Source organism: Streptomyces sp. PsTaAH-124 (assembly GCF_000373685.1).
Classification (GTDB): domain Bacteria; phylum Actinomycetota; class Actinomycetes; order Streptomycetales; family Streptomycetaceae; genus Streptomyces; species Streptomyces andamanensis.
Genome location: NZ_KB892209.1, coordinates 74,716 through 100,234, shown reverse-complemented (window position 1 = coordinate 100,234; position 25,519 = coordinate 74,716). Strand labels below are relative to the sequence as shown.

19 protein-coding genes and 1 pseudogene are annotated in these 25,519 nt (G+C 73.5%); 15 read left to right on the top strand and 5 right to left on the bottom strand.

The window, feature by feature from the left end; translation table 11 throughout:
• Positions 1-478 precede the first annotated feature (478 nt).
• From B086_RS0137610 to B086_RS0137580, 6 genes are all read left to right on the top strand, one after another.
• On the top strand, positions 479-715 hold the full coding sequence (locus B086_RS0137610; RefSeq protein WP_018571603.1) for a hypothetical protein: 237 nt from the start codon (positions 479-481) through the stop codon (positions 713-715).
• 506 nt (positions 716-1,221) lie between these two features.
• Entirely contained in the window at positions 1,222-3,942 is a 2,721-nt protein-coding gene (locus B086_RS46035; RefSeq protein ID WP_018571601.1) for a nitrate- and nitrite sensing domain-containing protein, read from the top strand.
• Positions 3,939-4,370: a roadblock/LC7 domain-containing protein gene (locus B086_RS0137595; RefSeq protein WP_018571600.1), complete on the top strand. Its 432-nt coding sequence runs from the start codon at positions 3,939-3,941 to the stop codon at positions 4,368-4,370. Before B086_RS46035 ends, B086_RS0137595 begins: the two co-directional genes overlap by 4 nt.
• 47 nt (positions 4,371-4,417) lie before the next feature.
• Positions 4,418-4,774, top strand: a complete 357-nt coding sequence (locus B086_RS0137590; protein ID WP_037874664.1) for a DUF742 domain-containing protein — start codon at positions 4,418-4,420, stop codon at positions 4,772-4,774.
• Positions 4,775-4,780: 6 nt separating this feature from the next.
• Positions 4,781-5,350: a GTP-binding protein gene (locus B086_RS0137585; protein ID WP_018571598.1), complete on the top strand. Its 570-nt coding sequence runs from the start codon at positions 4,781-4,783 to the stop codon at positions 5,348-5,350.
• A gap of 96 nt (positions 5,351-5,446) precedes the next feature.
• Entirely contained in the window at positions 5,447-6,580 is a 1,134-nt protein-coding gene (locus tag B086_RS0137580; RefSeq protein WP_018571597.1) for an FAD-dependent monooxygenase, read from the top strand.
• A gap of 141 nt (positions 6,581-6,721) precedes the next feature.
• Here the strand turns inward: B086_RS0137580 and gcl are convergent, their stop codons facing one another.
• Positions 6,722-8,506 carry a glyoxylate carboligase gene (gene gcl / locus B086_RS0137575; RefSeq protein ID WP_037874615.1) on the bottom strand — a complete coding sequence of 595 codons (1,785 nt, stop codon included), beginning with the start codon at positions 8,504-8,506 and terminating at the stop codon, positions 6,722-6,724.
• Between the two features lie 625 nt (positions 8,507-9,131).
• Here gcl and B086_RS45840 point away from each other — a divergent pair.
• The 4 genes and pseudogenes from B086_RS45840 to B086_RS0137560 form a co-directional block, all read left to right on the top strand.
• Positions 9,132-10,172: pseudogene (locus B086_RS45840) on the top strand (alkaline phosphatase family protein); the annotation flags it as partial.
• Positions 10,170-11,393, top strand: a complete 1,224-nt coding sequence (locus tag B086_RS46315) for a chitosanase (protein WP_078531334.1) — start codon at positions 10,170-10,172, stop codon at positions 11,391-11,393. The pseudogene B086_RS45840 and the gene B086_RS46315, both read left to right, overlap by 3 nt.
• Positions 11,394-11,492: 99 nt before the next feature.
• Positions 11,493-13,007: an MFS transporter gene (locus B086_RS41660; RefSeq protein ID WP_018571594.1), complete on the top strand. Its 1,515-nt coding sequence runs from the start codon at positions 11,493-11,495 to the stop codon at positions 13,005-13,007.
• Positions 13,004-13,990, top strand: a complete 987-nt coding sequence (locus B086_RS0137560) for a TolB family protein (RefSeq protein ID WP_026253188.1) — start codon at positions 13,004-13,006, stop codon at positions 13,988-13,990. Before B086_RS41660 ends, B086_RS0137560 begins: the two co-directional genes overlap by 4 nt.
• Here the strand turns inward: B086_RS0137560 and B086_RS0137555 are convergent.
• A complete protein-coding gene (locus B086_RS0137555; protein WP_018571592.1) occupies positions 13,950-15,623 on the bottom strand; it encodes an AMP-binding protein in 1,674 nt (557 codons plus the stop codon). The two genes, B086_RS0137560 and B086_RS0137555, sit on opposite strands and share 41 nt — an antisense overlap.
• Entirely contained in the window at positions 15,620-17,293 is a 1,674-nt protein-coding gene (locus B086_RS0137550; protein WP_018571591.1) for an AMP-binding protein, read from the bottom strand. The genes B086_RS0137555 and B086_RS0137550 overlap by 4 nt, the downstream gene beginning before the upstream one ends.
• A 134-nt stretch (positions 17,294-17,427) precedes the next feature.
• On the opposite strand from B086_RS0137550, the gene B086_RS0137545 reads away from it, so the two are divergent.
• The 3 genes from B086_RS0137545 to B086_RS0137535 all read left to right on the top strand — a co-directional run bounded on the left by B086_RS0137545 (position 17,428) and on the right by B086_RS0137535 (position 22,517).
• The gene (locus B086_RS0137545) at positions 17,428-18,273 is read left to right on the top strand and encodes a helix-turn-helix transcriptional regulator (RefSeq protein WP_018571590.1); all 846 of its coding nucleotides are present in this window, start codon (positions 17,428-17,430) and stop codon (positions 18,271-18,273) included.
• A 289-nt stretch (positions 18,274-18,562) separates the two neighbouring features.
• Entirely contained in the window at positions 18,563-21,406 is a 2,844-nt protein-coding gene (locus B086_RS0137540; RefSeq protein WP_018571589.1) for an ATP-binding protein, read from the top strand.
• Positions 21,407-21,716: 310 nt separating this feature from the next.
• Positions 21,717-22,517 (top strand): S1 family peptidase, encoded by an 801-nt coding sequence (locus B086_RS0137535; RefSeq protein ID WP_018571588.1) that lies wholly within the window; start codon positions 21,717-21,719, stop codon positions 22,515-22,517.
• Between the two features lie 168 nt (positions 22,518-22,685).
• Here B086_RS0137535 and B086_RS0137530 read toward each other — a convergent pair whose 3' ends face one another.
• A complete protein-coding gene (locus B086_RS0137530; protein WP_018571587.1) occupies positions 22,686-23,120 on the bottom strand; it encodes a TIGR03668 family PPOX class F420-dependent oxidoreductase in 435 nt (144 codons plus the stop codon).
• Between the two features lie 116 nt (positions 23,121-23,236).
• On the opposite strand from B086_RS0137530, the gene B086_RS0137525 reads away from it, so the two are divergent.
• Together B086_RS0137525 and B086_RS0137520 are read left to right on the top strand one after the other, a co-directional pair.
• Positions 23,237-23,977, top strand: a complete 741-nt coding sequence (locus tag B086_RS0137525; RefSeq protein ID WP_018571586.1) for an MgtC/SapB family protein — start codon at positions 23,237-23,239, stop codon at positions 23,975-23,977.
• Positions 23,978-24,179: 202 nt separating this feature from the next.
• Positions 24,180-24,491, top strand: a complete 312-nt coding sequence (locus tag B086_RS0137520; RefSeq protein WP_018571585.1) for a DUF3040 domain-containing protein — start codon at positions 24,180-24,182, stop codon at positions 24,489-24,491.
• Positions 24,492-24,526: 35 nt separating this feature from the next.
• Here the strand turns inward: B086_RS0137520 and B086_RS0137515 are convergent, their stop codons facing one another.
• A complete protein-coding gene (locus B086_RS0137515; protein ID WP_018571584.1) occupies positions 24,527-25,378 on the bottom strand; it encodes a helix-turn-helix domain-containing protein in 852 nt (283 codons plus the stop codon).
• Positions 25,379-25,519 lie beyond the last annotated feature (141 nt).

Here is a 25,519-nt window from a genome sequence, read left to right as displayed (position 1 = left end):
CCGCCCGGCGCCCCGCGGTCAGGGCGAGGACCGCGGCGGAATCCCCGTGGCCCGGCTTCCAGCGAAGCCGGGGACCCACGGGAGATGCGAGCCAGTGCGGTGGTGAAGGCACCGGACCCGTCTTCTCGACCAGAGGGAAGCGCTTCCGGAGCCGTCGCGCCCGCCGCGGTCCCAGCCCCTCCCCCCTCCCCTTCTTTTCTTTCTCTTCTCTCTCCTGTTTCTCCTGCCCCATATGTTCCGCCCCGCGCCCGCGCGAGGCGGTCCCGACTCCGTCCGGCGGCGCGAATGTCCTGTCGCGCCCAGTCTCGCGCCGCCGGGCGGGTTCCACCGCCGGAGAGCTCGCCGGGCCGGGCGGTTGCCGGATGCGGACGGTCCCGCATCCGGCGCCGCCCGGCCCGGCGTCGTCCGTCCCGGGTTCCCGGGGTGCGGACCGGGGTCCCGGGGTGCGGACCGGCCCGTCCGGCGGGAGCCTGGGGGCATGGCACACCCCACGCAGCATCCGCACATCGTGGTGCACTCCCCCGCGCTGGACGGCTCCCGCCGGGTCACCGAGGACGACGTGACCCTCGGGCTCGCCTCCCACCTGGACGACGTCATCGAGATCCTCCGGCTGGCGGACCTGGACCGCATCGAGGTCGAGGAGAGCGACCTCATCGAGTGGCAGGGCGGCGGCCCCGACGACTGGCCCGGCATGGCAGAGCACCCGGAGGACTGACCCGGCGCGTACGGCAGGGGGCGTAGGCCGACTACGTCATGCTCAAATCAAGCTCTGAACCGGTCCCGGACAGGCTTCGGGCACCCCCCGACCGGGGCACTCACTCAGGAGACGGGGCCCGCCGACACGGGGGCGGCGGGCCCCCGATCCCGTTGTCCGGCGCCCGATTTCACGGTGAACGTGTGGACAACGTATGTTGATCGAGCAGGGTGATCTCCGATTCGTCTCCATAGTGTGACTAATATGCACGCGTCGTAGCACGGATCAGAAATGACCGGCCGTCAGGCCGGCCCTCGTCAAGGAGCATCGCCCTGCGCACGCGCGCGTCACGGCGGACGAGCTCGAAGTCCCTCTCCCTGCGGACCGCTCTGCTCATCCTCGCCTTCGTCCCAGGTGTCGCCCTGGCCGCCCTCTGGGCGGTCACCAGCGGCCAGACCTTCTTCGACTTCCAGCGCCAGGCGGCCCAGGGACGGCTGGCGGAGAAAGCCGGCCAACCCTCCAACGCCGTGTACTACAACCTCCAGGAGGAGCGGCGGCTCAGCGCCGAGCGGCTGGCCGGACAGACCGGCGCCGCCGAGGCGCTCACCCGGCAACGGCACTCGACCGACGGCGCGGTGGCGACCTTCCTGTCGCTCTCCGACGACTCGGCCGTGGGCGACGCCCCCGCCGAGGTGCGGGACGCCGTCGCCGACGCCCGGCAGGCGATCGGGAAGCTGTCCGCGCAGCGGTCCCTCGTCGACGACGGCGACGCCGACCAGCAGGAGGCGGTGTACCGCTACTACACGGACCTGATCTCCGTGGACCTCAAGCTGTTCACGGCGCTGAGCCATGTCGACAACGGCCGGATCACCACCGCCTCGCAGCCGCTCGTCGACCTCTTCTGGACCAAGGAGATGGTCTCCCGCTCCGACGCACTGCTGGCCCGCGGCTGGAGCCGGGGCAGGCTGAGCGCCAAGGACTACCAGCAGGTGCAACAGGCCGTCCTGGACCAGTCGTTCCTCCAGAACGCGAAGCTCACCCCCTATCTGCCCGCCGACCTGGTGGCGGTCTGGCAGAAGATGACCTCCGGGGCCGCCTGGCAGAGCAAGACCCGCGTCGAGCAGACCCTGCTGCACCCCGCGGCGCCCGACGCGTCGGGGAACGTCCGCCTGCCCGCCGACCGGCAGAAGCCCTGGCGGCTCGCGATGGACGCCCTCAAGCCCCAGCTCGAAGGGGTCATCGAGGAGCGCACCGACCAGGTCGTCGCCGAGGGCAAGGACAGCGTGCTCTCCCTGCTGCGCCGCCTGGTGCTGACCTCGCTGATCGGCCTGGCCGCCGTGGTCGCGGTCATCCTCACCACCTGGCGCCTGACCCGCAGCCTGCGGCTGCGCATCCGCCGCCTCCAGGAACAGGCCGAGGCGCTGGAGAAGGCGCTCCCCGAGGTCGTGGAACGGCTGGGCCGGGGCGAGGAGATCGACGTCGAGACCGAGGCACGGGCCATCCGGCCGCAGGCCGAGGACGGCGCGGCCGACGAGCTGACCCGGCTCGGGCAGGCGCTCAACCTCGCGCGCACCAGCGCCCTCCAGGCCGCGGTCAACCAGGCCGACCAGCACCGGGGCTTCGAGCGGCTGCTCCAGCGCATCGCCCGCCGCACCCAGCAGCTCATCGGGCAGCAGCTGAAGAAGCTGGACGAGATGGAGCGCCGGCACGAGGACTCCGAGGTGCTGGACGGCCTCTTCGACCTGGACCACCTCACCGCCCGGCTGCGGCGCTACGAGGAGAACCTCGTCATCCTCTCCGGCGGTACGCCGCACCGGCGCTGGCGCAAGCCGGTCGCCCTGCTCGACGTGATGCGCTCGGCCCAGGGCGAGGTGCAGGACTACCAGCGGGTCGTCCTCGATCTCGACGGCAGCCCGTGGCTGGCGGCCCGCGCGGTGGGACCCGTCTCGCACGTGCTGGCGGAACTGATCGAGAACGCCCTCGCCTTCTCCCGTCCGCCGAGCCCCGTCGAGGTACGGGCGGCGACGGTCAGCCGCGGCCTCGCCATCGAGGTCGAGGACCGCGGCCTGGGCATGGACGAGGAGCAACTGGCCGAGGCCAACGCCCTGATGCTCCGGCCGCCCCGGCTCGACATCCTGGCCCACGCCGAGGACATCCGGCTCGGCCTGCACGTGGTCGCCCGGCTCGCGGCGCAGTACGGCCTCGGCGTGGAGTTCCGCGCCTCCGCCTACGGCGGCACCCGCGTCGTCGTCCTGGTCCCGGGCGAGCTGACCGTCGCCGAACCGGCGCCGCGCGGCCCGGTGGGCGTACCCGCCTCGGAGCCGGTGCCCGCGGCGACGGCGACGGCGACGGCCGGACCCCAGGACCCGCTGCCCTCGCGGCGCCAGGGCCACGCCCTGGCCGCCGTCACCCCGCTCGTCCCGCACACCGCGGCGGCGCCCGCACCGGGCGAGCCGGCCGAGCCGCCGTACGCCGCTCCCGGCCGGAACGACGACGCCTACGCCGGTGCCGGTACCGCCCACGGCCGGGACGACGTCCACACCGGTCCGGGCGGGGAAGCCCCGTACCCCGGCGCGGAGCAGCCCTCCACCGGGCCCTCCGACCTCTTCACCCCGCCTGACGCGCCCTTCCCCGGCGCCCCGGACCACGCGCGGCACGAGATCCCGGCCCCGCTCCCGGCACCGCTCCCGGCACCGGACGGCGGTCACGTCGGTTACGGGCAGGCGGCGCACCTGCCCGCGGGCGGGTACGGCGACCCGGGCGCGTACGGCGACACGCATGCCTACGGCGCTCCGGGTGGGTACGGCGACCAGAGCCGGTACGCCGACCCGGCTCCGTACCCGCAGGGAGCGAACCCGTACCCCGTGCCGGGGCAGCCAGCGCACACCACGCCGCCCGCGCCGCCCGAGGAGCCGGGATACCCGGTGCGGTACGTGACGCCGCTGCCCTCCCACACGGGCACCAGCGCGCCGCTGCCGCCGCTCCCCGGTGCCGAGCCGCCGCTGCCGCGCCGCGTGCGGCAGGCCAGCCTGGTCGACGAACTCCGGCTGGACCCCGGCGCCCAGAACGACGCGGCACAGCCGCCGCGCTGGCAGGACGACCCGATGCTCCGGCCCGTACCGCGCCGTGCCGGAGCCACGATCGGCGCCTTCCAGCGCCGCTCGCGCGCGGCGCGGGCGAACGCCGAGCCGCCGGCCCCCGCGCCCGGCACGCCCGGCCACCCCACGAGAGATGAGGACGGATCATGACACGTACCACCGCAACCCACCAGGACCTCGACTGGCTGCTCGACGGCCTGGTCGACTCGGTCGCCGAGACCAGGAACGCGGTCCTGCTCTCCGACGACGGCCTGGTCGTCAGCCACTCGCGGAGCATCGGCCGGTCGGACGCGGAGCGGCTGGCCGCCATCTGCACCGGCCAGCAGAGCCTGGCCCGCGGCGTCGGCCAGCTCTTCCGCGGCGGTGCGGTGCACCAGGTGATCGTCGAACTGTCCGACCTGTGGCTGTTCATCATCTCGGCCGGACAGGGCACGCACCTGGCGGTGGTCGCCTCCCAGGACGTCGACGCCGAGGTGATGTCCCTGGCCATGCACAACCTCGTCCAGCAGGTCGGGCAGAAGCTGGGGACGGCGGTCCGCGGGGAGTTCGACGCCTTCGGGACCGGACCGCGCCCGTGAACACGCACTGGGAGCACGAGGACACGGGGGACGACGCCGAGGAGAGCATGGTGCGCCCCTACACCATCACCCGCGGCCGGACCGCTCCCGAACGCGACGACCTGACCCTGATCACGGTGCTCACCACGCTGGACGAACCCCTCGACGCACGGGGCGCCCCGCTGCGTCCGGGCAGGCTCCAGCCGGAGCACCGGCTCATCCTGGCCCGCTGCCGCCGCCCCGTCGCCGTGGCGGAGGTCGCCGCCGGGCTCGACCTGCCCGTGTCGGTGACCAAGATCCTGGTGGGCGATCTGATCAGCCAGGGCCTGCTGGGCGCCCGCGCACCGATCTCGGTGGCGTGGGCGGCGGGCGGCGCAGACCGGCGGCTGCTGGCCGCCGTCCGTGACGGACTTCGGAGACTGTAGAACACCATGAGCAACAGACAGGCGGACCCCGCCGCCGTCAAGATCCTTGTCGCCGGCGGGTTCGGCGTCGGCAAGACCACCCTGGTGGGCGCGGTCAGCGAGGTCACTCCGCTGCGCACCGAGGAGTACATGACGCAGGCCAGCGTCGGCGTCGACGACCTCGCGGGCATCCGCGAGAAGGAGACGACGACCGTCGCCCTGGACTTCGGGCGCATCACGATCAGCGACGAGGTGGTCGTCTACCTCTTCGGCACCCCGGGCCAGGAACGCTTCTGGTTCATGTGGAACGACCTCGTCAACGGCGCCCTCGGCGGTGTCGTCATCGCGGACACCCGGCGCCTGGAGACCAGCTTCGCCTCGATCGACTTCTTCGAGAGCCGGGGCATCCCGTTCGTGGTCGCCATCAACTGCTTCCACGGCCACAACACCCGTACGGCCGAGGAGATCAGGACGGCGCTCGACCTCGATCCGCAGGTCCCGCTGCTGATCGGCGACGTCAGGCAGCGCGAGTTCGCCAAGGAGACGCTGCTCGCGCTGGTCGACCACCTGATGAGCCTGCCGGTCCCGGCCGGCTGAACCGCCCCTCCCGTACCTTCTGTTCCCCCTTCCTTCTCCTTTCTTCTCTTCTTTCTTCTCTTTTCTTCTCTCTTCCTCGTTCTGGAGACACCCGAGATGACGACACCCCTGCACGTACTGATCCACGGTGGTGGCATCGGCGGACTCACTCTGGCCACGGCGCTGGCCCGGCGCGGTCACACCGTGGAGGTGGTCGAGGCCCGGCACGAACTGGACGCACTCGGGGTCGGCATCATCCAGCCGTCCAACGCGCTGCACGCCATGGACGAGATCGGGGTGCTCGACGACTGCCTGCGGGCCGGCTTCGAGTGGGAGGTGCTCACCATCGCCGACCCGACGGGCGCCACCCTGGCCGAGATACCGCAGCCGCGCATGGGCGACACCCCGTCCAACAACGGCATCCCGCGCCCGGCGCTGGCCCGGGTGCTCGGCGCCGCGGCGACGGCGGCCGGGGCCACGATCCGCTTCTCGGCCACCATCACCGAACTCACCGATGACGGCGCGGGCGTGGACGTCACCCTCTCGGACGGCTCGTCGGGCCGCTGGGACCTGGTGGTCGGCTTCGACGGCATCGGCTCGCCGCTGCGCTCCCGGCTCTACGGCGACCGGTACACCCCGCAGTACACCGGGTTCGCCAACTGGCGCGTGACCGTGCCGCGGCTGCCCGAGGTGCGGGGTGTGGTGATGGGGGTCGCCGGGCAGGAGGCGAAGGCGCTGCTCACCCCGATCACGGACGAACTGATGTACCTGGGCGCGGTGTTCGCCGAGGCCGAGGACTTCCGGCCGGACCCGGAGCGCGCCCTGGAGCAGTTGCGGGAGCGGCTGGCCGCCTTCTCGGGCCCCGTGGCCCAGGCGCTCGCCTCGGTCACCGACCCCGCCGGTGTGGTCTACTCCCGCATCTCCCAGGTGACGGTCGAGGATCCGTGGCACGTGGGCCGCGTCGTGCTGGCCGGTGACGCGGCGCACGCGAGCACCCCGCACCTGGCCCAGGGCGCGGCCATGGCGGTCGAGGACGCGGTGGTGCTGGCCCACGCGCTGGACGCGCAGGCCGATGTGCCCGGCGCGCTCAAGGCATGGGAGGAGCGGCGCCGGCCCCGGGCCATGTGGGTGCAGGCGCTCTCGCGCGCGGTGCTCAAGCAGGAGATGGGCGGCGCGACGACGCCCGAGGAGGACGAGCTGCTGGAGGTGGGCATCCCGGGCGCCGCGCACGTCCTGGTCAAGCCCTACTGACCGCCCGGCCGGGTACGGCCGACGGCCCGCCGCCCCGCACGGGGGCGGCGGGCCGTCGCCGTCTCACGGACCCTTCGGCACCGCCCGGACGTCGCCCGGCTCGACGGCCGTGCTCAGACCTTCAGCGGCTCGACGCCGTGCTCAGACCTTCAGCGGCTTGAGGGCCGTGGGCGCGTGCTGCGGCTCGGTGGCCAGTTCCTCGAACTCCACGACGTTGCTGATGTCGTTGGTGCCCGACATGGAGATGTTGGTGACGCGCTCCAGGATCGCCTCGACGACGACCGGCACCCGGTGCTCGGCGGCGAGCTTCTTGGCCTCCTCGAAGGCGGCGCCCAGTTCGTTCGGGTCGGTGACCCGGATCGCCTTGCAGCCCAGGCCCTCGGCGACCCGGACGTGGTCGACGCCGTAGACGCCCAGCTCGGGCGCGTTGATGTTCTCGAACTCCAGCTTGACCTGGAAGTCGATGTCGAACGCCCGCTGCGCCTGCCGGATCAGGCCCAGGTAGGAGTTGTTCACCAGGACGTGGATGTAGGGGATCCTGTGCTGCGCGCCCACGGCCAGTTCCTCCAGCATGAACTGGAAGTCGTAGTCGCCGGAGAGGGCCACGACCGGGGACTCCGGGTCGGCCTTGGCGACGCCGAGGGCGGCCGGGACGGTCCAGCCGAGCGGTCCGGCCTGACCGCAGTTGATCCAGTGCCGCGGCCGGTAGACGTGCAGCATCTGGGCACCGGCGATCTGGGAGAGGCCGATGGTGGAGACGTAGCGCGTCTCCGGGCCGAAGGCCTTGTTCATCTCCTCGTAGACGCGCTGCGGCTTGATCGGGATGTCGTCGAAGTGCGTACGGCGCTGGAGGGTGGCCTTGCGCTCCTGCGCGGCGGCGGCCCAGGCGGAGCGGTCGGGCAGCTTCCCGGCCGCCTTCAGCTCCCGGGCCACCTCGACGAACAGCTTCAGCGCGGCCTTGGCGTCGGAGGCGATGCCGTAGTCCGGGGCGAAGATCTTGCCGATCTGGGTCGGTTCGACGTCGACGTGGACGAAGGTGCGCCCGGCGGTGTAGACGTCGAGCTTGCCGGTGTGGCGGTTGGCCCAGCGGTTGCCGATGCCGAGGACGAAGTCGGACTCCAGGAAGGTCGCGTTGCCGTAGCGGTGCGAGGTCTGGAGGCCGACCATACCGGCGTTCAGCTCGTGGTCGTCGGGGAGGATGCCCCAGCCCATCAGGGTCGGCACGACCGGGGTGCCGGTCAGCTCGGCGAACTCGACCAGGAGGTCGGTGGCGTCGGCGTTGATGATTCCGCCGCCGGCCACGATCAGCGGCCGCTCGGCGGCGGTCAGCATGCCGATCGCCTTCTCGATCTGGGCGCGGCTGGCGGCCGGCTTGTAGACGGGCAGCGGCTCGTAGGTGTCCGGGTCGAACTCGATCTCGGTGAGCTGGACGTCGATCGGCAGGTCGATGAGGACCGGGCCGGGGCGGCCGGAGCGCATCAGGTGGAAGGCCTGCTGGAAGACGCCGGGGACCTGGGCGGCCTCCAGGACGGTGACGGCCATCTTGGTCACCGGCTTGGCGATGGAGGCGATGTCGACGGCCTGGAAGTCCTCCTTGTGGATCACGGCGGTCGGGGCCTGGCCCGTGATGCACAGGATCGGGATGGAGTCACCGATGGCCGAGTAGAGGCCGGTGATCATGTCGGTGCCGGCCGGTCCCGAGGTGCCGATGCAGACGCCGATGTTGCCCGGGTGGGTGCGGGTGTAGCCCTCGGCCATGTGCGAGGCGCCCTCCACATGGCGGGCGAGGGTGTGGCCGATGCCTCCGGAGGCCTTGAGCGCCGCGTAGAAGGGGTTGATCGCCGCGCCCGGCACACCGAACGCGTCCGTGACGCCCTCGCGCTTGAGGATCTCAACTGCCGCGCGGGCAGCGGTCATTCGAGCCATCGAGTACTCCTGCTTCGGCTGTCTTCTGCTGTCTCGGCTGCCGGATTCGCACTCCGTCGCGCCCCGCGGTGAGCTTCTTCCGTACTTCCGTATAGCGGAAAGTAGTTTCTACGATCTGGAAGCAATGTAAGCGGGCGCCCGAGGGGCGTCAAGGGAGGAGGCGGCGGACCGGCCGCGGCAGGGCAGGCGTGAGCGCCCGCCGGGCGGCTGCCCGGCGGGACGCGGAAGGAGACTCAGGGGAAGGGGCGGAGGGCCGGAGAGGGGCGGGCGGGAGGTGAGCGAAGGGCACAGGGCAGGGCGGTGCGGTGTATGCGGGGCAGGCCGGGGCAACGGTCGCCACGCGCCCGGCCTGCCCGCTCTCCCGCCCCCACACGGCGGGATCCACGGTCGGGCCCGGAGGGTTCCGGGTGTCAGGAAACTTTCCTAACAGAAGAGGGATACTGAAACCGGACCCGCCCCGTCAAGGGATACGACCGGATGCCCGCGGGATCCGCCGGGACCGTTGACAGGCGCGCGCCACAGGGCGTACCTATTCCGTCGGCGGCCTGGCGCGGACGTTCCGAACCCGACGCGCTCACCCGTCCGCACCCGTGCGGACAGCGGTGCCCCGGCCGTCCGCGGTCCCATGCCGCTTTCCTTGCCTGTTGCTGCACGCGCACGTCCCGCGACGCACCCCCACACCGCGCCGCACCGGACCCCGGCCTGCCGCAAGTCGCCCAGGCGCTGCTCACCTCTGTTGTCCGGGGGCCCCTCGCCCCTCCTCAAGGAGATCAGCATGACGCCTACCCCACCCCTGAGGCCGCCCGTGCGCCCCGGCCGCCGTGCCCGGCGCACCGCCGTCGCGGCCGGCACGAGCATGGCGCTGGCCCTGCTCGGCCTGACCGCCGCCGCCGGCGCCCCCGCCGCGCAGGCCGAACCGTCCGCAGCGTCCGCCGCCGTGCCCGCGACGTTCACCGCGAGCGGTGTCCCCAAGCTCGACCACGTCGTGGTGGTCATGGAGGAGAACAAGTTCTACGAGGACGTGATCGGCAGCTCCCAGGCGCCGTACATCAACTCCCTCGCCAAGCAGGGGGCTTCGTTCTCCGACTTCCACGGCGTCGTCCACCCCAGCCAGGGCAACTACGTGGCGCTCTTCTCGGGTTCCACGCACGGCATCAAGGACGACGACTGCCCGCACGACTACTCCTCCGACAACCTCGGCAACCAACTCCTCACCCACGGCAAGACGTTCGTGGGCTACTCCGAGGACCTGCCGTCCGACGGGTCGAAGGACTGCGGTGACGACGGCGACAGCGGCTACGCGCGCAAGCACAACGGCTGGGTCGACTTCAAGAACGTCCCGGCCTCCTCCAACCTGCGCATGAGCCGCTTCCCCTCGGACTACAGCAAGCTGCCCGACGTCTCGTTCGTGACGCCGAACCTCACCGACGACATGCACGACGGCACCGTGCGCGAGGGCGACGACTGGCTGCGCAAGAACCTGGACGGGTACGTCCAGTGGGCCAAGACGCACAACAGCGCGCTGGTGCTGACCTGGGACGAGGACGACAGCGACGACGACGTCAACCACATCCCGACGCTGGTGGTCGGCGCCCACGTCAAGCAGGGCTACAAGGGCAAGAGCCGCGGCGACCTCTACTCGCTGCTGCGCACCCTGGAGGACATGCACGGGCTGCCCGCGCTGGGCGAGGCGGCCTCGCGTCAGCCGCTCACCGACCTCTGGGACGACGGCGGCAGCACCCCGCCCGGCTCCTCGGACGACCTGGCGCTGAACCGGCCCACCAAGACCTCCTCCACCGAGAGCACCTCCTACTCCGGCGCCAAGGCGGTGGACGGCGACCCGGCCACCCGCTGGGCCAGCAAGGAGGGTTCGGACCCGCAGTGGATCCAGGTCGACCTGGGCGCGGACACCGACATCAACCGGGTGAAGCTCACCTGGGAGGACGCCTACGCCAAGGCGTACACGGTGCAGACCTCGAAGGACGGCTCCTCCTGGTCGACGGTGTACTCCACGACCAGCGGCGACGGCGGCACCGACGACCTCACGGTCAGCGGGAAGGGCCGGTACGTGCGCGTGAACGGCACCAAGCGCGGTACGTCGTACGGGTATTCGCTGTACGGCTTCGAGGTGTACGGCAAGGCGGGCTCCGCCACCACGCCGCCGGTGGAGTCCGGGGCCGACCTGACCGACCCGGCCAAGAAGGAGATCGCGATGGAGCTGGTCTCCAGCGCGGAGAACTCCTCCCTGGACTGGAAGGCCCAGTACACCTACATCGAGGACATCGACGACGGCCGCGGCTACACCGGGGGCATCGTCGGCTTCTGCTCGGGCACCGGCGACATGCTCGACCTGGTCGAGCACTACACCGACCTGAAGCCGGACAACGCCCTGGCGAAGTACCTGCCCGCGCTGCGCAAGGTCAACGGCAGCGACTCGCACTCCGGTCTGGGCTCGGCGTTCGTCTCGGCCTGGCACACCGCGGCCAAGGACGCCGTGTTCCGGCAGGCGCAGGACGACGAGCGCGACCGGGTCTACTTCGACCCGGCCGTCCAGCAGGCCAAGGCCGACGGGCTCCAGGCGCTGGGGCAGTTCGCGTACTACGACGCGATCGTGATGCACGGTCCCGGCGACGACGCCACCAGCTTCGGCGGCATCCGGGCGACCGCGCTGCGGCACGCCAAGCCGCCGTCCCAGGGCGGTGACGAGACGGCGTACCTGAACGCGTTCCTGGACGCGCGGGTGGCCGCGATGAAGACCGAGGAGGCGCACAGCGACACCAGCAGGGTCGACACCGAGCAGCGTGTCTTCCTCAAGGCCGGCAACCTCCGGCTGAACCCGCCGCTGAAGTGGAAGGTCTACGGCGACCCGTACGAGATCGACGGCTGACCCGACCGCACGCCCCGGGCCCGCCGGCCGCCGCGCCGGCGGGCCCCTGTCCGGGCGACACCCCCCACGACGGGACAGGCACGAGAGGACACGTCAGCCATGTACATCTCATCGAGCCGGGCGACCGCGACCCCCCGGTCCCCCGGAACCGGCACCGAAACCGACCCGGCCACCACCACCGCCACCGGCGCCGCAGGTCCGGAAGGACCGGCCGGTCCTGCCGGTCCGGGAGCACCGGCGGAACCGGGTGCCCCGCCGAAGGCCACGGCCCGGACCCGTGCCACCGCCCGGGTCTCCCCCAATGTGCTCGCGCTCGGCTCGGTCAGCCTGGTCACCGACATCTCCTCCGAGATGATCACCGCGGTGCTGCCCATGTACGTCATCTTCACCCTGGGCCTCAGCCCCCTCCAGTTCGGCGCGCTCAACGGCATGTACGTCGGGGTGACCGCGCTGGTGCGGGTGGCCGGCGGGCACGCGGCCGACCGCTGGCAGCGCCGCAAACTGGTCGCGGGCGGCGGCTACGCGCTCTCCGCGGTGTGCAAACTGGGCCTGCTGGCGGCGGGTTCCTCGGTGCCGGTGCTCGGTGCCGTGATCGCCGCCGACCGCACCGGCAAGGGGCTGCGCACCGGGCCGCGCGACGCGCTGATCTCGCTGAGCAGCACCCCGCAGACCCTGGGCCGCTCCTTCGGCGTGCACCGGGCGCTGGACACCGTGGGTGCCTTCCTCGGTCCGCTGGTGGCCTTCGCGCTGCTGCTGGCCACGCCCGGTCGCTACGACACCGTGTTCGTGGTGAGCTTCGGCATCGCCGCGCTCGGTGTGCTGATGCTGGTCCTGCTGGTCCGCGAGCGGCGCACCCCGGCACCGGCCGGAGGGCCCGCCGAACGGGCGGGCCTGCGCGATGTGCTGGCCCTGCTGCGCCACCGCGCCTATCTGCGGGTGGGCCTGGCCGCGGTGCTCCTGTCCGCGGTGGTCATCGGCGACTCGTTCGTCTATCTGCTCCTCCAGGAGCGGCTGGGCGTGCCCGAGCAGTACTTCCCGCTGCTGCCGCTCGGCACGGCGGGCGGCTATCTGCTGCTCGCCGTGCCGATGGGGCGGCTGGCCGACCGGGTGGGACGGCTGCGGGTGTTCGCGGCCGGCCATGGCGCGCTGCTGGCGGGCTGTCTGCTGCTGTTCCTGCCGTGGGGCGGGATCGCGCCGATCGTCGCGGTGCTGGCCCTGCACGGCGTGTTCTACGCCTCGACGGACGGGGTGCTGATGGCCGCGGTCGGCCCGATGGTGCCGGAGCGGCTGCGCGCGGGCGGCCTGTCCCTGATCCAGACCGCCCAGTCGGTGGCCGCGCTGGCCGCCTCGGTGCTGTTCGGGGCCTGCTGGTCGCTGTGGGGGCTGCGCACCGCGCTGGCCGCCGCGCTGGTCGCGCTGGCCGTGGCGAGCGCGCTCGCGGTGTGGATCCTGCCCTGGCGCACCGAGCGGCGAGGTCTCGACGGAACGGCCGGGACGGACAGCGCGGACAGCGCGGCCGGGAACGCCGAGGACACCGGCACGGGCACCGGTACCGAGGCCGTGGCCGGAGCCGTGGCCGGGGACCGGGAGAACAGCGAGGGGAACGCCGAGTGAGCGGCAGGGCAAGGCTGTTGGCGGTCGTCGCGGCCGTCCTGCTGGTGGTGGGCGCCAGCACCGGATATGTGTGGCACGTACGCGGCGGCACGAAGGCGGACACCGGGAGCGGGACGGTCCGGCTGGACGCGCGGGGGCGGATCCTGTTCCGCGACACCGCCCCGGGGTCCGGGTTCGGCAAGGTGGCGACCGTACCGCTGGACCGGCCCGGTGCCGCCCGCACGGTCGGCGGCACCCGCTGCGACCGGGTCTACGCGGCCCGGGGCACCGGGGTGTGCCTCCAGCGCACCGGCCCGGTGCCGGGCACCTATGTCACGGTGCTGGACCGCGAGCTGAACCGGGTCCGCCGGGTGCGCACCGAGGGCTTCCCCAACCGGGCCCGGGTCTCCGGGGACGGCCGGATGCTGTCGTGGACGATGTTCGTGCGCGGCGACTCCTATCTGCGCGACGACTTCTCCACCCGCACCGGCATCCTGGACACCCGGACCGGCAAGCTGACCGGGAACATCGAGCGGATCCCGCTCACCCTGGACGGCCGCCCCTACGAGGCCGCCGACGTCAACTACTGGGGCGTGACGTTCGCGTCCGACGACAACACCTTCTACGCCACGGTACGCACCGCGGGCCGCACCTATCTGGTCCGCGGCGACTACCGCGCGTGGACGGCCCGCACCCTGCGGCAGAACGCCGAGTGCCCGTCGCTGTCGCCGGACGGGACGCGTCTGGTGTTCAAGAAGCGGGTCGGCGCGGGCGGGCGGCCGTGGCGGCTGTACTCGCTGGACCTGGCCACCATGCGGGAGACACCGCTGGCCGAGGCGCGCAGCGTGGACGACCAGGCGGCCTGGCTGGACGGGCACACGGTGATGTACGGGCTGCCCCGCCACGGCGGCGGCTGGGACGTGTGGTCCGTCCCGGCCGACGGGAGCGGGGCGCCGCGGCTGCTCATCCGTGACGCGAGTTCTCCGGCGGTGCTGCCGCGATGACGGCGCCGGTCGCGGTGGTGGTGGCGGCACCGCCGTGGCCGGCGCGCAGTTCGACCTTGCGCACCTTGCCGGACACCGTCATCGGGAAGGAGTCCAGGACACTCAGCCGGCTGGGCACCTTGTAGTGCGCGAGCCGGCCCCGGCAGAAGGACCGCACCTCCTCCAGGGTCGGCGGGTCGGCCGCGTCGAGCGGGATCACACAGGCGAGGACCTCCTCGCCGTACTCCTCGTGCGGTACGCCGACGACCTGGACGTCGCGGATCTTGGGGTGGCCGTACAGGAACTCCTCGATCTCGCGCGGGTAGATGTTCTCGCCGCCGCGGATGATCATGTCCTTGATGCGGCCGACGATCTCCACATAGCCGTCCTCGCGCATCACGGCGAGATCGCCGGTGTGCATCCAGCGGCCGGGGTCGACGACCTCGTCGGTGCGCACCGGGTCCTCCCAGTAGCCGAGCATCACGCTGTAGCCGCGCGTGCACAGTTCGCCCGCCGTGCCGCGCGGCACGGTGGCCCCGGACGGGTCGACGACCTTGACCTCCAGGTGCGGCAGCACCCGGCCGACGGTGGCGGTGCGGTGTTCGAGGTCGTCGTCGGCGCGGGTCTGGAGGGAAACCGGGGAGGTCTCGGTCATGCCGTAGCAGATGGACACCTCGGCCATGTGCATCTCGGCGACCACGCGCTTCATCACCTCCACCGGGCAGGGGGAGCCCGCCATGATGCCGGTGCGCAGGGTGGACAGGTCGAAGGAGGCGAAGCCGGGGAGGTTCAGCTCGGCGATGAACATGGTCGGGACGCCGTAGAGCGAGGTGCAGCGCTCGCGCTGGACCGCCTCCAGGGTGGCCTCGGCGTCGAAGGACGGGGCGGGGACGACGATGCACGCGCCGTGCGAGGTGGCCGCCAGGTTGCCCATCACCATGCCGAAGCAGTGGTAGAAGGGCACCGGGACGCAGATCCGGTCCTGCTCGGTGTAGTCGACCAGCTCCCCCACGAAATAACCGTTGTTGAGGATGTTGTGGTGGGAGAGGGTGGCGCCCTTGGGGAAGCCGGTGGTGCCCGAGGTGTACTGGATGTTGATGGGGTCGTCGCAGGACAACTCCTCGGCGCGCTCCTGGAGTTCCTCCGTGTGCTCGGGCGTACCGCGGGCGATCAGCTCGTCCCAGGTGGGGTCGCCGATGTAGACGGTCCGGGTCAGCCGGGGGCAGGCGCCGCGCACTTCCTCGACCATCGCCCGGTAGTCGCTGCTCTTGTACCGCAGCGAGGCGAAGAGCAGGGAGATGCCCGCCTGCTTCAGGACGTACTCGACCTCGTGGGTGCGGTAGGCCGGGTTGATGTTGACCATGACGGCGCCGACCCGGGCGGTGGCGTACTGGACGAGCATCCACTCGGCGCAGTTGACGGCCCAGATGCCCACCCGGTCGCCCTTGGCGACGCCGGTGGCCAGCAGCGCGAGCGCCAGCCGGTCGACGTCGGCGGCGAACTCGGCGTAGGTCCAGCGCCGCCCGGAGGGGACGTCGACCAGGGCCTCCCTCCCGGGCCAGGCGGCGACGGCCCGGTCCAGGTTCTCGCCGATGGTGTCGCCGAGCAGGGCCGTGCCGCCGGTCCCGTGGCTGTACGACAGTGCGGAAGTCACCGGAAGTCCTCCTCGCGGTACTCGTGGTCGGAGCCCTCGGCCGTGGCCTCGCGCAGCTCGATCCGGCGGATCTTGCCGGAGACCGTCTTGGGCAGGTCCCCGAACTCCAGGCGGCGCAGCCGCTTGTAGGGGGCGAGGACCTTGCGGGAGTGCTCGAAGAGCACCTTGGCGGTGTCCGGGCCCGGCTCCCAGCCCCCGGCCAGCACCACGTACGCCTTGGGCACGGCCAGGCGCACCGCGTCGGGGGCGGGCACCACGGCCGCCTCCGCCACCGCCTCGTGCTCCAGCAGGGCGCTCTCCAGCTCGAACGGGCTGATCTTGTAGTCGGACGCCTTGAACACGTCGTCGGAGCGGCCGATGTAGGTCAGATAGCCGTCCGCGTCGCGGGAGGCGACGTCCCCGGTGCGGTAGTAGCCGCCGGCCATGGACGCGGCGGTGAGGTCGGCGTCGCCGTGGTAGCCGGCCATCAGGCCGACCGGGCGGGCGGACAGGTCGAGCGCGATCTCGCCCTCGGCGGCGCCCGGTGCCCCGGAGACCGGGTCGAGCAGTTCGACGCGGAAGCCGGGGCTGGGCCGTCCCATGGAGCCCGTCTTCAGCACCTGGCCGGGGCTGTTGGAGACCTGCACGGCCGTCTCGGTCTGCCCGAACCCGTCCCGGACGGTGACGCCCCAGGCCCGCCTGACCTGCTCGATGACCTCCGGGTTGAGCGGTTCACCGGCCGCGGCGACCTCGCGCGGCGGGGTGGCGAGACGGCCCAGGTCGGCCTGGATCAGCATGCGCCACACGGTCGGCGGGGCGCAGAAGGTGGTGACGCCGACGCGGTCCATCTCGGACATCAGCCGGCCCGCGTCGAAGCGCGTGTAGTTGTGGATGAAGACGGTCGCCTCGGCGTTCCACGGCGCGAACAGGTTGGACCAGGCGTGCTTGGCCCAGCCGGGCGAGGAGATGTTCAGATGCACGTCGCCGGGTTTCAGGCCGATCCAGTACATGGTCGCCAGATGCCCGATCGGGTACGAGGTGTGGGTGTGCTCGACCAGCTTGGGGCGGGCGGTGGTGCCCGAGGTGAAGTAGAGCATCAGCGGGTCGTCGGCGAGGGTCGGGCCGTCCGGCAGGAAACCGGCCGGTGACGTGTACGCGTCCTCGTACGGCTCCCAGCCCTCCTCGGGCAGCCCGCCGACCGCGATCCGGGTGTAGGCGCCGGGCACCTCGGCGAACTTGGCGGTGTCCTCGGCGCGCGCGATCACATGCCGGACCCGGCCGCGCTCGACGCGGTCGCGCAGGTCGGCGGGGCCGAGCAGCGGGGTGGCCGGGATGACGACCGCGCGCAGCTTCATCGCGGCGAGCGCGGTCTCCCACAGCTCGGCCTGGTTGCCCAGCATCACCAGGATCCGGTCCTCGGCGCCCACGCCCCGCGCGCGCAGCCGGTTCGCGACCCGGTCGGAGCGCTCGGACAGCTCGGCGAAGGAGAGCCGGACCTCGGTGCCGTCCTCCTCGGCGATGTGCAGGGCGGTGCGGTCGTTGCCCTCGGCGATGACGTCGAACCAGTCCAGCGCCCAGTTGAACTGCTGGGGCCGGGGCCACTCGAAACCGGCGCAGGCCGTGGTGTAGTCCTCTCGGTGCGCCAGCAGGAAGTCCCGTGCCCCGCGGAAGGTCTCCGTCGCCGTCGTCATCTGTCCTCCATGTGCGGTCCAGCATCCGGACCATTGCCGTGCGGCTCGGCTCCATCGTGTAATCCGTGATGCAGGTCTCACTACCCCCGAACGGGGGTGTGGTGGGCGCGGGACCGTGACGAAGGGGCGAGCGGGTGACGGCGGACGGGTCCGGGGCGGCGGAGATCCGGGGTGCGCTGGTACGGCTGCGGCATGCGACGGGCCTTCCGGTCGCCTTCGGCGGCCTGGTCGAGCCGGGTCGGCCACGGGTGCGCATCAGCGAGCTGACGGGGACCTCGACGCTCGCGCTGAGCGCGCTCGCGGTGGTCTCGGGCAACGGTCTCGGCGGGCGGGCGGTGGCGCTGGCCCGCCCGTGCGCGGTGACGGACTACTCGCTGTCCCGGCAGATCAGCCACGAGTACGACGGGCCGGTGGCCACCGAGGGCCTGCGGTCGATCCTGGCGGTGCCGGTGGTGGTACGGCGCCGGGTGCGGGGCGTGCTGTACGGCGCCCTGCGCACGGCCCACCCGCTGGGCGACCGCACGCTGAGCGCGGCGGTGGCGGCGGCCCGGGACGTGGAACAGGCGCTGGTGGTGCGCGAGGAGGCGCAGGGGCTGCTGGCCGCCGCCGCGCCGGAGCCGGGGGCCGGGTCCGGGACCGGGGAGAGCGGGGCCGTCTGGGAGCAGGTCCGCGAGGCCCACGCGGCGCTGCGCGCGCTGGCCCCGCGGATCGGCGACCCCGCCCTGCGCGCCGAACTGCTGGCGGCGTGCGGGCTGCTGACCGTGGCGGAGGAGCCGGGGTCCCGGGTGCGGCTGGCGCCCCGGGAGGTCGACGTGCTCGCCTGTGTCGCCGCCGGTGCGACCAACGCGGGCGCCGCCGCCCGGCTGGGCCTGGGCGCCGAGACGGTGAAGGGCTATCTCCGCTCGGCCATGCGCAAACTGGGCGCGCACACCCGTGGCGAGGCGGTCGCCGCGGCCCGCCGGGCGGGGGTGCTGCCGTAGCCCGGGGGCGCCGCCACGGGCGCGGAGCCGTGCCCCGCGGGCGCCGCGGCGGGCGGGGAGCGGTGACCCGTGAGCGCCGCGGCGGGCGGAAATGCGCGGCACCGGGAGTACCGTCGGCCAGATGGTCGCGGTACGGTCGGGGGACCGTGCGGAGGGCGAGCGTATTCCCTCGGCACGGCCCCGAATTACGCCGTGCCGCCGCCGCTGTTATTTCCCTCACCACCCCGGGAGTCCGGAATTCACCGGCTCGATGCCTAGAATTTGGCCCGGACACGACACGAGGGGAGCGGTGACCGTGCGACGGGACTCCAGGGATCCTGCGGGCTGCCGCTCCGACCTGGTCATCGGCCGGGCCGAACCGTCCGCCGCCGCCCGTGAGCAGCTCGGACGCGGCGGGAGTGTGCTGCTGCACGGACCGGCCGGAATAGGAAAGTCGACGGTGCTGCGGGCATTGGCGGCGGAATACTCGGCGGCGGCCCGCACCGTTCTGCGCTGCTCCGCCACCGAGTCCGAATCCCATCTGCCGTTCCTGGCCCTCGCCGATCTCTTTGGTCTGGTCCTTCCGGAGGTGGCCGGGGAACTGCCCGCGGCCCAGCGCACCGCACTGGAGTCGGCGCTCACCGGACGCGGCGAGTCCACCCTCCAGCGCGACGGGCTCGCGCTGCGCCTGGCGGTGCTCTCCACCCTGCGCGCGCTCGCCGCGCGCGGCCCGGTCCTGATCGTCGCCGACGACCTCCAGTGGCTGGACCCGGCCAGCGCGGAACTCCTCGGGTTCGCCGCCCGCCGGCTGGGCGGCACCCCCGTACGCATGCTGTGCGCGGTGCGCACCGAGGACCAGGACTACGCCCGCCAGCTGCGCGCCTGCCCGCCCGACACCCTCTCCGTGCGGCTGGGCCCGCTCTCCCGTGCCCAGGTCTCCGCGCTGCTCGACCACCGCGGCTACACCGGGCTGCCCCGCTCCACGGTCCGCGAGATCCACCGCACCAGCGGCGGCAACCCGCTGTTCGCGCTGGAGCTGGGCCGGGCGCTCGCCGAGAGCCCCGCCTCGCCCCGGCCCGGCGAACCGCTGCCGGTGCCGACCTCGCTGCGCGCCCTGGTGCTCAGCCGGCTGGAGATGCTGTCCGAGGAGGCCCGCCGCACCCTTCTGGTGGCCAGCGCGGGCGCCCGGCCCACCCCGGCGCTGCTGCACGCGGCCGGCCGGGAGAACGCCGAGGCCGAGTGCGCCCAGGCCGCCGGGCTCGGGCTGCTGGCCACCGAACCGGAGGGCCCCGCCGTCCGGTTCGCGCATCCGCTGATCTCCGCCGCGCTGTACGCCGAGGCGCCCGCCCGGGAGCGGCGGGCCGTGCACGCGGCGCTGTCCACCGCGGCCTCCGACCCGATCGAACGCGCCCGCCATCTGGCCCTGGCCACCACCGGCACCGACCCGGACGTGGCCGCCCGGCTGGCCGAGGCCGCCGCGCTGGCCCGCGACCGCGGCGCCCCCTCGGTGGCCGCCTCGCTCGGGCTGCTCGCCGCCCGGCACACCCCAGCCGACGGTGAACCGGGCCCCGACGAAAGGCGGTTGGGGGCCGCCGAGGACGCCATCACGGCCGGTGAGGTGGACCTCGCCCGGGACATCGCCCGGGAGGTGCTGACCCGGGCCGCCGTGCCCGCCCAGCGGGTGCGGGCCTGGATGGTGGTGGTCGAGGCCGCCGGGCAGGCCCTCGGGGACGTGGACGCGGTCTTCCCGCAGGCGCTCGCCGACGCCGGTGACGACCCCGGGCTGCTCGCCCAGGTCCACTACCAGCTCGCCTGGCGGGCCCTGGTCGTCGAGGGCGACTTCGCCGAAGCCCGCCAGGAGGCCGCGCACGCCGCCGAACTGGCCGCGCGCGGCCGGGACCGACGCACCGAGCTGATGGCGCTGGCCTTCCAGGCGTCCACCGAGACCCTGATGGGCCATCCCGACGCCGCGGAGACCATCGCCCGCGCCACCCAGGAGCCCCAGGACCCCTACGTGGCCTGCCACCACAACGGCGTCGGCTCGGCCCGCTACCGCTGGCTGCTGATGAGCGACCGGCTCACCGAGGCGCGGGCCACCATCACCGCGCTGCTCGGCGAGGTGCGGCGGCGCGGCATGGTGGAGAGCGAGGTGCACTACCTGCGGCTGCTCGCCGAGACCGAACTGCGCGCCGGGCACTGCGGGCGCGCCCTCGACCTGGCCCGCGAGAGCCTGCGGCTGGCCCGGGACACCGGGATCGGCGAGGGCGCCTCCGCCATGCTGGCCTGCTTCGCCGAGGCGTCCGGCGGGGACACCGAACGGGCGCTGGGCCTGGCCCGGGACGCGGTCAGGCTCGCCGAGGAGGACGGCGACCAGATGTACCTCTCGCGCGCGCTGGCGGCCCTCGGCTACGCCCAGTTCGTCGCGGGCGACGCGCGGGCGTGCGCGGCGACGCTGCGCCGGGTGCGGGAGCTGGAGCAGGGTCTCGGCATCACCGATCCGGCCCGGGGCCGCTGGCACGGCGACCTGGCGGAGGCGCTGGTGCTGGCCGGCGAACCGGCCGCGGCCCAGCAGGTCATCGACACGGCCCGCGCCCACGCGCTGCGGCTGGGCCGCGAGAGCGTGCTCGCCGTGCTGGACCGGGCGGAGGCGCTGGTCCGCGCGGCCCACGGCGAGACCGAGGCGGCCGTGGCCCGGCTGACGTCCGCGCAGGACCGGCTGGCCAAGCTGGGCAACGGTCTGGAGGAGGCGCGGGCCGCCTTCGCGCTCGCCGGGCTGCACACCGTCCCGCGCGCGCCCGGTGCCGCCCGCGCGCCGGGCGCCGCGGCCCCGGGCCCCGCCGCGTACGACGAGGCGGCGCGCCTGTTCCGGCGCTGCCGGGCCCGGCCGTGGCTGCGCCGGGTGGACGCCGCCGCCTTGGCCCGTCCGGCCCGGCCGGAGCCCGAGGCGGTGCCGCCGGTGCTGGACGGACTGGCCTCGATGGAGCGTCAGGTCGCCTCCCTCGTCATGGAGGGCGCGACCAACCGGGAGATCGCCGGGCGGCTGTTCATCAGCGTCAAGACGGTGGAGGCGACCCTGACCCGGGTCTACCGCAAGCTCGGCATCCGTTCGCGCGTCGACATCGTCCGTTTGGCGGCAGGCCGGCGCGCGAAGTGAGCACGGCCCGGGTTGACTGACCGGGTGGAACACAGTGCGGACGGCCGCGGTCACCAGTGCGGGACGGACCGCCCGGACGCGCCCGGCGCGCGCGGGCACCGGCACCGCGTCGGTCCGCGGGGCGGGGCCACCGAGGGTTTTCCCTGTGCGGGCGGGCTAGGGGGTTCCCTCATTGGGGCCGTGCGGGACGGGCCCTAGCGTGAAGGACGTGCCGCTCGCCCGGATCCACGGGAGTCCGGACCGGGTCCCTCGGCCCGCCCGGTCCCCCGCACCTGTGCGACCCCCCACCGGCCAGCCCACGAGGAGACGCATGTTCGGCCTCACCCGCGTCCGACCCAGGCGACTGGGACGCGCCGCCGCCGCGCTGTCGGCCGGTGCCGCCACCGCGCTGCTCACCGCGCCCGGAGCGGCCGCCGCCGTACCGGAGTCCGTCGTCGGCGGCACACCGACCACGACCTCGGCGTACCCCTTCGTCATGCAGGTCACGGACGCGTCCGGCAAGCAGTTCTGCGGGGGCACGCTGGTGGCGGCCAGGAAGGTGGTCACCGCGGCGCACTGCGTGGCCGGGGAGAGCGCGGGCGGGGTGCGGGTGGTCGGGGGCCGCACGAACCTGCACGGCAGCGACGGCAGGGTCGGCAAGGTCAGCGGCATCTGGGTCGACCCGGACTTCACGGACGCCGCGAGCGGTTCCGACGTGGCCGTGCTGACGCTGGCGGCGGCGATGCCGTACACCCCGGCGCCGTACGTCTCGGCCGCGGACACCTCGGTGTACGCGCCCGGCAGCACCGGACGGGTGCTGGGCTGGGGCACCACCGCCGAAGGCGGCGGCGCCTCCGAACAGTTGCGGACGGCGACCGTCCCGGTGATGTCCGACACCGGGTGCGCGGACGCCTACGGCTCCGACTTCGTCGCGAGCGACATGGTTTGCGCCGGGTACGACTCCGGCGGCACAGACACCTGCCAGGGCGACAGCGGCGGTCCCCTGCTAGTCGGGGGCGTCCTGGCAGGGATCACTTCATGGGGCGACGGCTGCGCCCAGGCGGGCCGGCCGGGTGTCTACACCCGGCTGGCCACGTTCTCGGACCTGGTCACCGCGCAGCTCGGCTCCTGAGGTCTCCCGGGACTGATCCCCCGGGGTGCGACCAGGGGGCGCTGCGGGCCTCCACGAGCGGCCCGCAGCGCCCCCTCTCCAACACCCGGCGCCCCGGCTGCGGCACGGTCGTGCAGCCGCTCGCCGTCCGGGCGGCGGTGTTCATACCGCCCGGCCCGTCCAGCCGGTTCAGCCCGTCCAGCCCGTCCAGCGCCGGACGGTGATCTCGACGACCGGGCCGTCCGGCGGGCGGGCCGCGTACTGCGGGTAGGTGTGCCGCAGGAGTTCCAGCGCGCGCCGACGTGGAGCCGACGTACCGTCAGGGCTGTCCGGCGGCAGGATCCGGGCGTGGCCGTCGGCGCGGGCCCACCACAGGCGGGTCCAGTCCTCGTCGTAGGCGTCGGCGAGCAGGCAGACGGCCGGGTGGGCGGCGATGTTGCGCAGGCGCCGCAGGGCGGTGGTGGTCTTCGGCTTGTGGTCGACCGCCGTCACGATCGTGTCGCCCCGCACGGCGAACACCACCGGCACCAGGTGCGGGCGGCCGGCCGGGTCCACCGTGGCCAGGTGCGCCACCCGCGCGGCCGCGAACCGCCGCCGGGCCTCCCGCGCGTCCAGACGTGGCACGTCGGGGCCTCCTTCACCGCCGGGTGAGCGCGTCCCGCCTCCGGGTACCCCCTCGGAGCCGTACGGGGCGGACAATGAGGTCCGGACGCCGAGATGAGGGCGACGAAGGGAGACGCATGCCGGGGCTCGCGGTTCCGTTGTGGGACGTGGCCAATGGACAGGGGCTGCGCCAGCTCGCCGAGCTGGGGCTCGCGCTGCTGCTGTCGAGCCTGATCGGCTGGGAGCGGGAGGCGCACCAGAAGAGCGCGGGGCTGCGTACCCACACCCTGGTCGGGGTCGCCAGCGCGCTGATGATGGAGGTGTCGCAGCACGGCTTCACCAATGTGCTGGGCCTGGACCACGTGTCCTTCGACCCGTCCCGGGTGGCGGCCCAGATCGTCTCCGGCATCGGCTTCATCGGCGGCGGGCTGATCTTCGTACGGCGGGACGCGGTGCGCGGGCTGACGACCGCCGCCACCATCTGGCTGACCTGTGCCGTGGGCATGGCCTGCGGGGGCGGTCTGCCGGTCCTGGCGCTGGCCACGACGGTGCTGCACTTCCTGGTGGTGCGCGGCTATCCCCGGCTCTCCGGCCGGCTCACCCGCCGCGGTGTGCCGGGCACGGTCGAGGTGCGGCTGACGTATCTGACGGGCCGGGCGCTGCTGCCGCGGCTGATGGAGCGGTGCACCGGCCGGGGCTTTCGCATCCTGGAGTTCAAGGCCGACCGGCTGCCCGGCCGCACCGACGCCGCCGCCCGGGTCCTGCTGCGCCTGGAGGGCACCGCCGACACCGGGCTGCTGGCGTCCGAGCTGTTCCAGGAGGACGGCGTCGTCGACGTGGAACTGGACCTCGGGGCGGAGGACGAGCAGGACGCCTAGCCTCCGGCTCCCCCGGCTCACTCGCTCCCCGGCTCCCCTGGCCGGGCTGTCGCCCGCGCGGGCCGGACGGGGCCGAGGCGCCGACCGCGCTGCCGGGGGTGCGCAAGAGGGGTCCGCGGCGGGTCCGTCACGGTTAGCCGCAGGACGGTACGGGCACCCGGAACAGGACGCGGCAGGCAGCTCGGTCCCCGTAGGAGCAACAGTGTCGACATACCGACTTCCCGATCACGAGCAGCGGATCCTGGACGAGATAGAACGCGCTCTGAGCCGTGACCGCAGACTGGCCCGGCGGCTGAGCGCCACGCACCGGCGCCGGGGCCCCGACCCGGCCCGGGTGGCGGCCTACGCGCCGCGGCCCGTGACCGTGATCGCGCTGCTCGCGGTGGCCGTGGCCCTCCTCGCGGCCGGGGTCGCCACCGGTGAGCCGGGGGTGATCTGGGCGTTCGCCGCGGTGTGGCCGGCCGCGCTGTTCGCGGCCCTGCGCCTGTGGTGCCATCGGGCACGGATCCGCTGAGGGGTGCCGCGCCGGGCACGTCCGGCCGGACGGCGTCAGAGGGCGGTGGTCCCCGCCCCGGCCGTCAGCAGGCGCAGCGCCTCGTGGGACGGGCTGCCGGGCTCCGCGGTGAGCACCATCAGACGCTGGCCCGAGTCGTCCGGGCTGTTCCAGGTGTCGCAGTCGAGCGTGAGGTCCCCGGCCACGGCGTGCCGGTACTGCTTGGTGCCGTGGCTGGAGGTGGTGACGCGGCGTTCGGTCCACCAGGTGCGGAAGTCGGGGTCCGCGGCGGAGAGTTCGGCCACGAGCCGCCCGAGGCCGGGGTCGTCGGGGTCGGCCGCGCCGCCCATGCGCAGGGCGGCGACGGCGTCGCGCGCGTCGTGCCGCCAGTCGCGGTGCAGTGCGCGCACCACCGGGTCGGTGAACATCAGGCGCACATAGTTGCGCCGGTCCCCCGGTATCTCCGCGAAGTCGGTGTAGAGGGCCACCGCCGCCGCGTTCCAGGCCAGGACGTCCAGCCGCCTGCCCAGGATGATCGCCGGGGCACCGGGGAGCTGGGCGAGCAGGCGCCGCAGCGCGGGCCGTACGCGCTGGGCGGGGCGCCGCCGGTCCGGGCGCGCGTCGGTCTTGCCCGCCAGCCGGTACAGATACGTCTCCTGGTCCTCGTCCAGGCGCAGCGCGCGGGCCAGGACGGCGAGCACGGACGCCGAGGCGGGGACCCGGCCCTGTTCCAGCCGGGTGTAGTAGTCGACGCTGATCGCGGCGATCCGCGCGACCTCCTCGCGGCGCAGCCCGGCGACCTTGCGGCGGGACTCGGCCGGGGGCAGCCCGAACGCGTCCGGTGCCAGTGCTGCCCGGCGGGCCTTGAGGAAGGCCCCGAGTTCGCGGGGGTCGGCTGCCGTGTTCATGGCTCCATTGTCACCCGGCGCGGGCAGTGCCCGGCCGCCCGCCCCGGCGGCACGGTCAGCCGGCGGGCGAGGCAACCGGCCAGGTGTCGGCTGGCTCAGGGCAATCCGGTGACGTGACGGCACACACCACCCCACCCCATC

Coding starts and splice junctions, on each gene's coding strand:
- B086_RS0137595 (WP_018571600.1), top strand. CDS start 3,939: ATGACACGTACCACCGCAACCCACCAGGACCTCGACTGGCTGCTCGAC.
- B086_RS0137610 (WP_018571603.1), top strand. CDS start 479: ATGGCACACCCCACGCAGCATCCGCACATCGTGGTGCACTCCCCCGCG.
- gcl (WP_037874615.1), bottom strand. CDS start 8,506: ATGGCTCGAATGACCGCTGCCCGCGCGGCAGTTGAGATCCTCAAGCGC.
- B086_RS0137535 (WP_018571588.1), top strand. CDS start 21,717: ATGTTCGGCCTCACCCGCGTCCGACCCAGGCGACTGGGACGCGCCGCC.
- B086_RS0137580 (WP_018571597.1), top strand. CDS start 5,447: ATGACGACACCCCTGCACGTACTGATCCACGGTGGTGGCATCGGCGGA.
- B086_RS41660 (WP_018571594.1), top strand. CDS start 11,493: ATGTACATCTCATCGAGCCGGGCGACCGCGACCCCCCGGTCCCCCGGA.
- B086_RS0137525 (WP_018571586.1), top strand. CDS start 23,237: ATGCCGGGGCTCGCGGTTCCGTTGTGGGACGTGGCCAATGGACAGGGG.
- B086_RS0137590 (WP_037874664.1), top strand. CDS start 4,418: ATGGTGCGCCCCTACACCATCACCCGCGGCCGGACCGCTCCCGAACGC.
- B086_RS46315 (WP_078531334.1), top strand. CDS start 10,170: ATGCACGGGCTGCCCGCGCTGGGCGAGGCGGCCTCGCGTCAGCCGCTC.
- B086_RS0137585 (WP_018571598.1), top strand. CDS start 4,781: ATGAGCAACAGACAGGCGGACCCCGCCGCCGTCAAGATCCTTGTCGCC.
- B086_RS0137550 (WP_018571591.1), bottom strand. CDS start 17,293: ATGACGACGGCGACGGAGACCTTCCGCGGGGCACGGGACTTCCTGCTG.
- B086_RS0137515 (WP_018571584.1), bottom strand. CDS start 25,378: ATGAACACGGCAGCCGACCCCCGCGAACTCGGGGCCTTCCTCAAGGCC.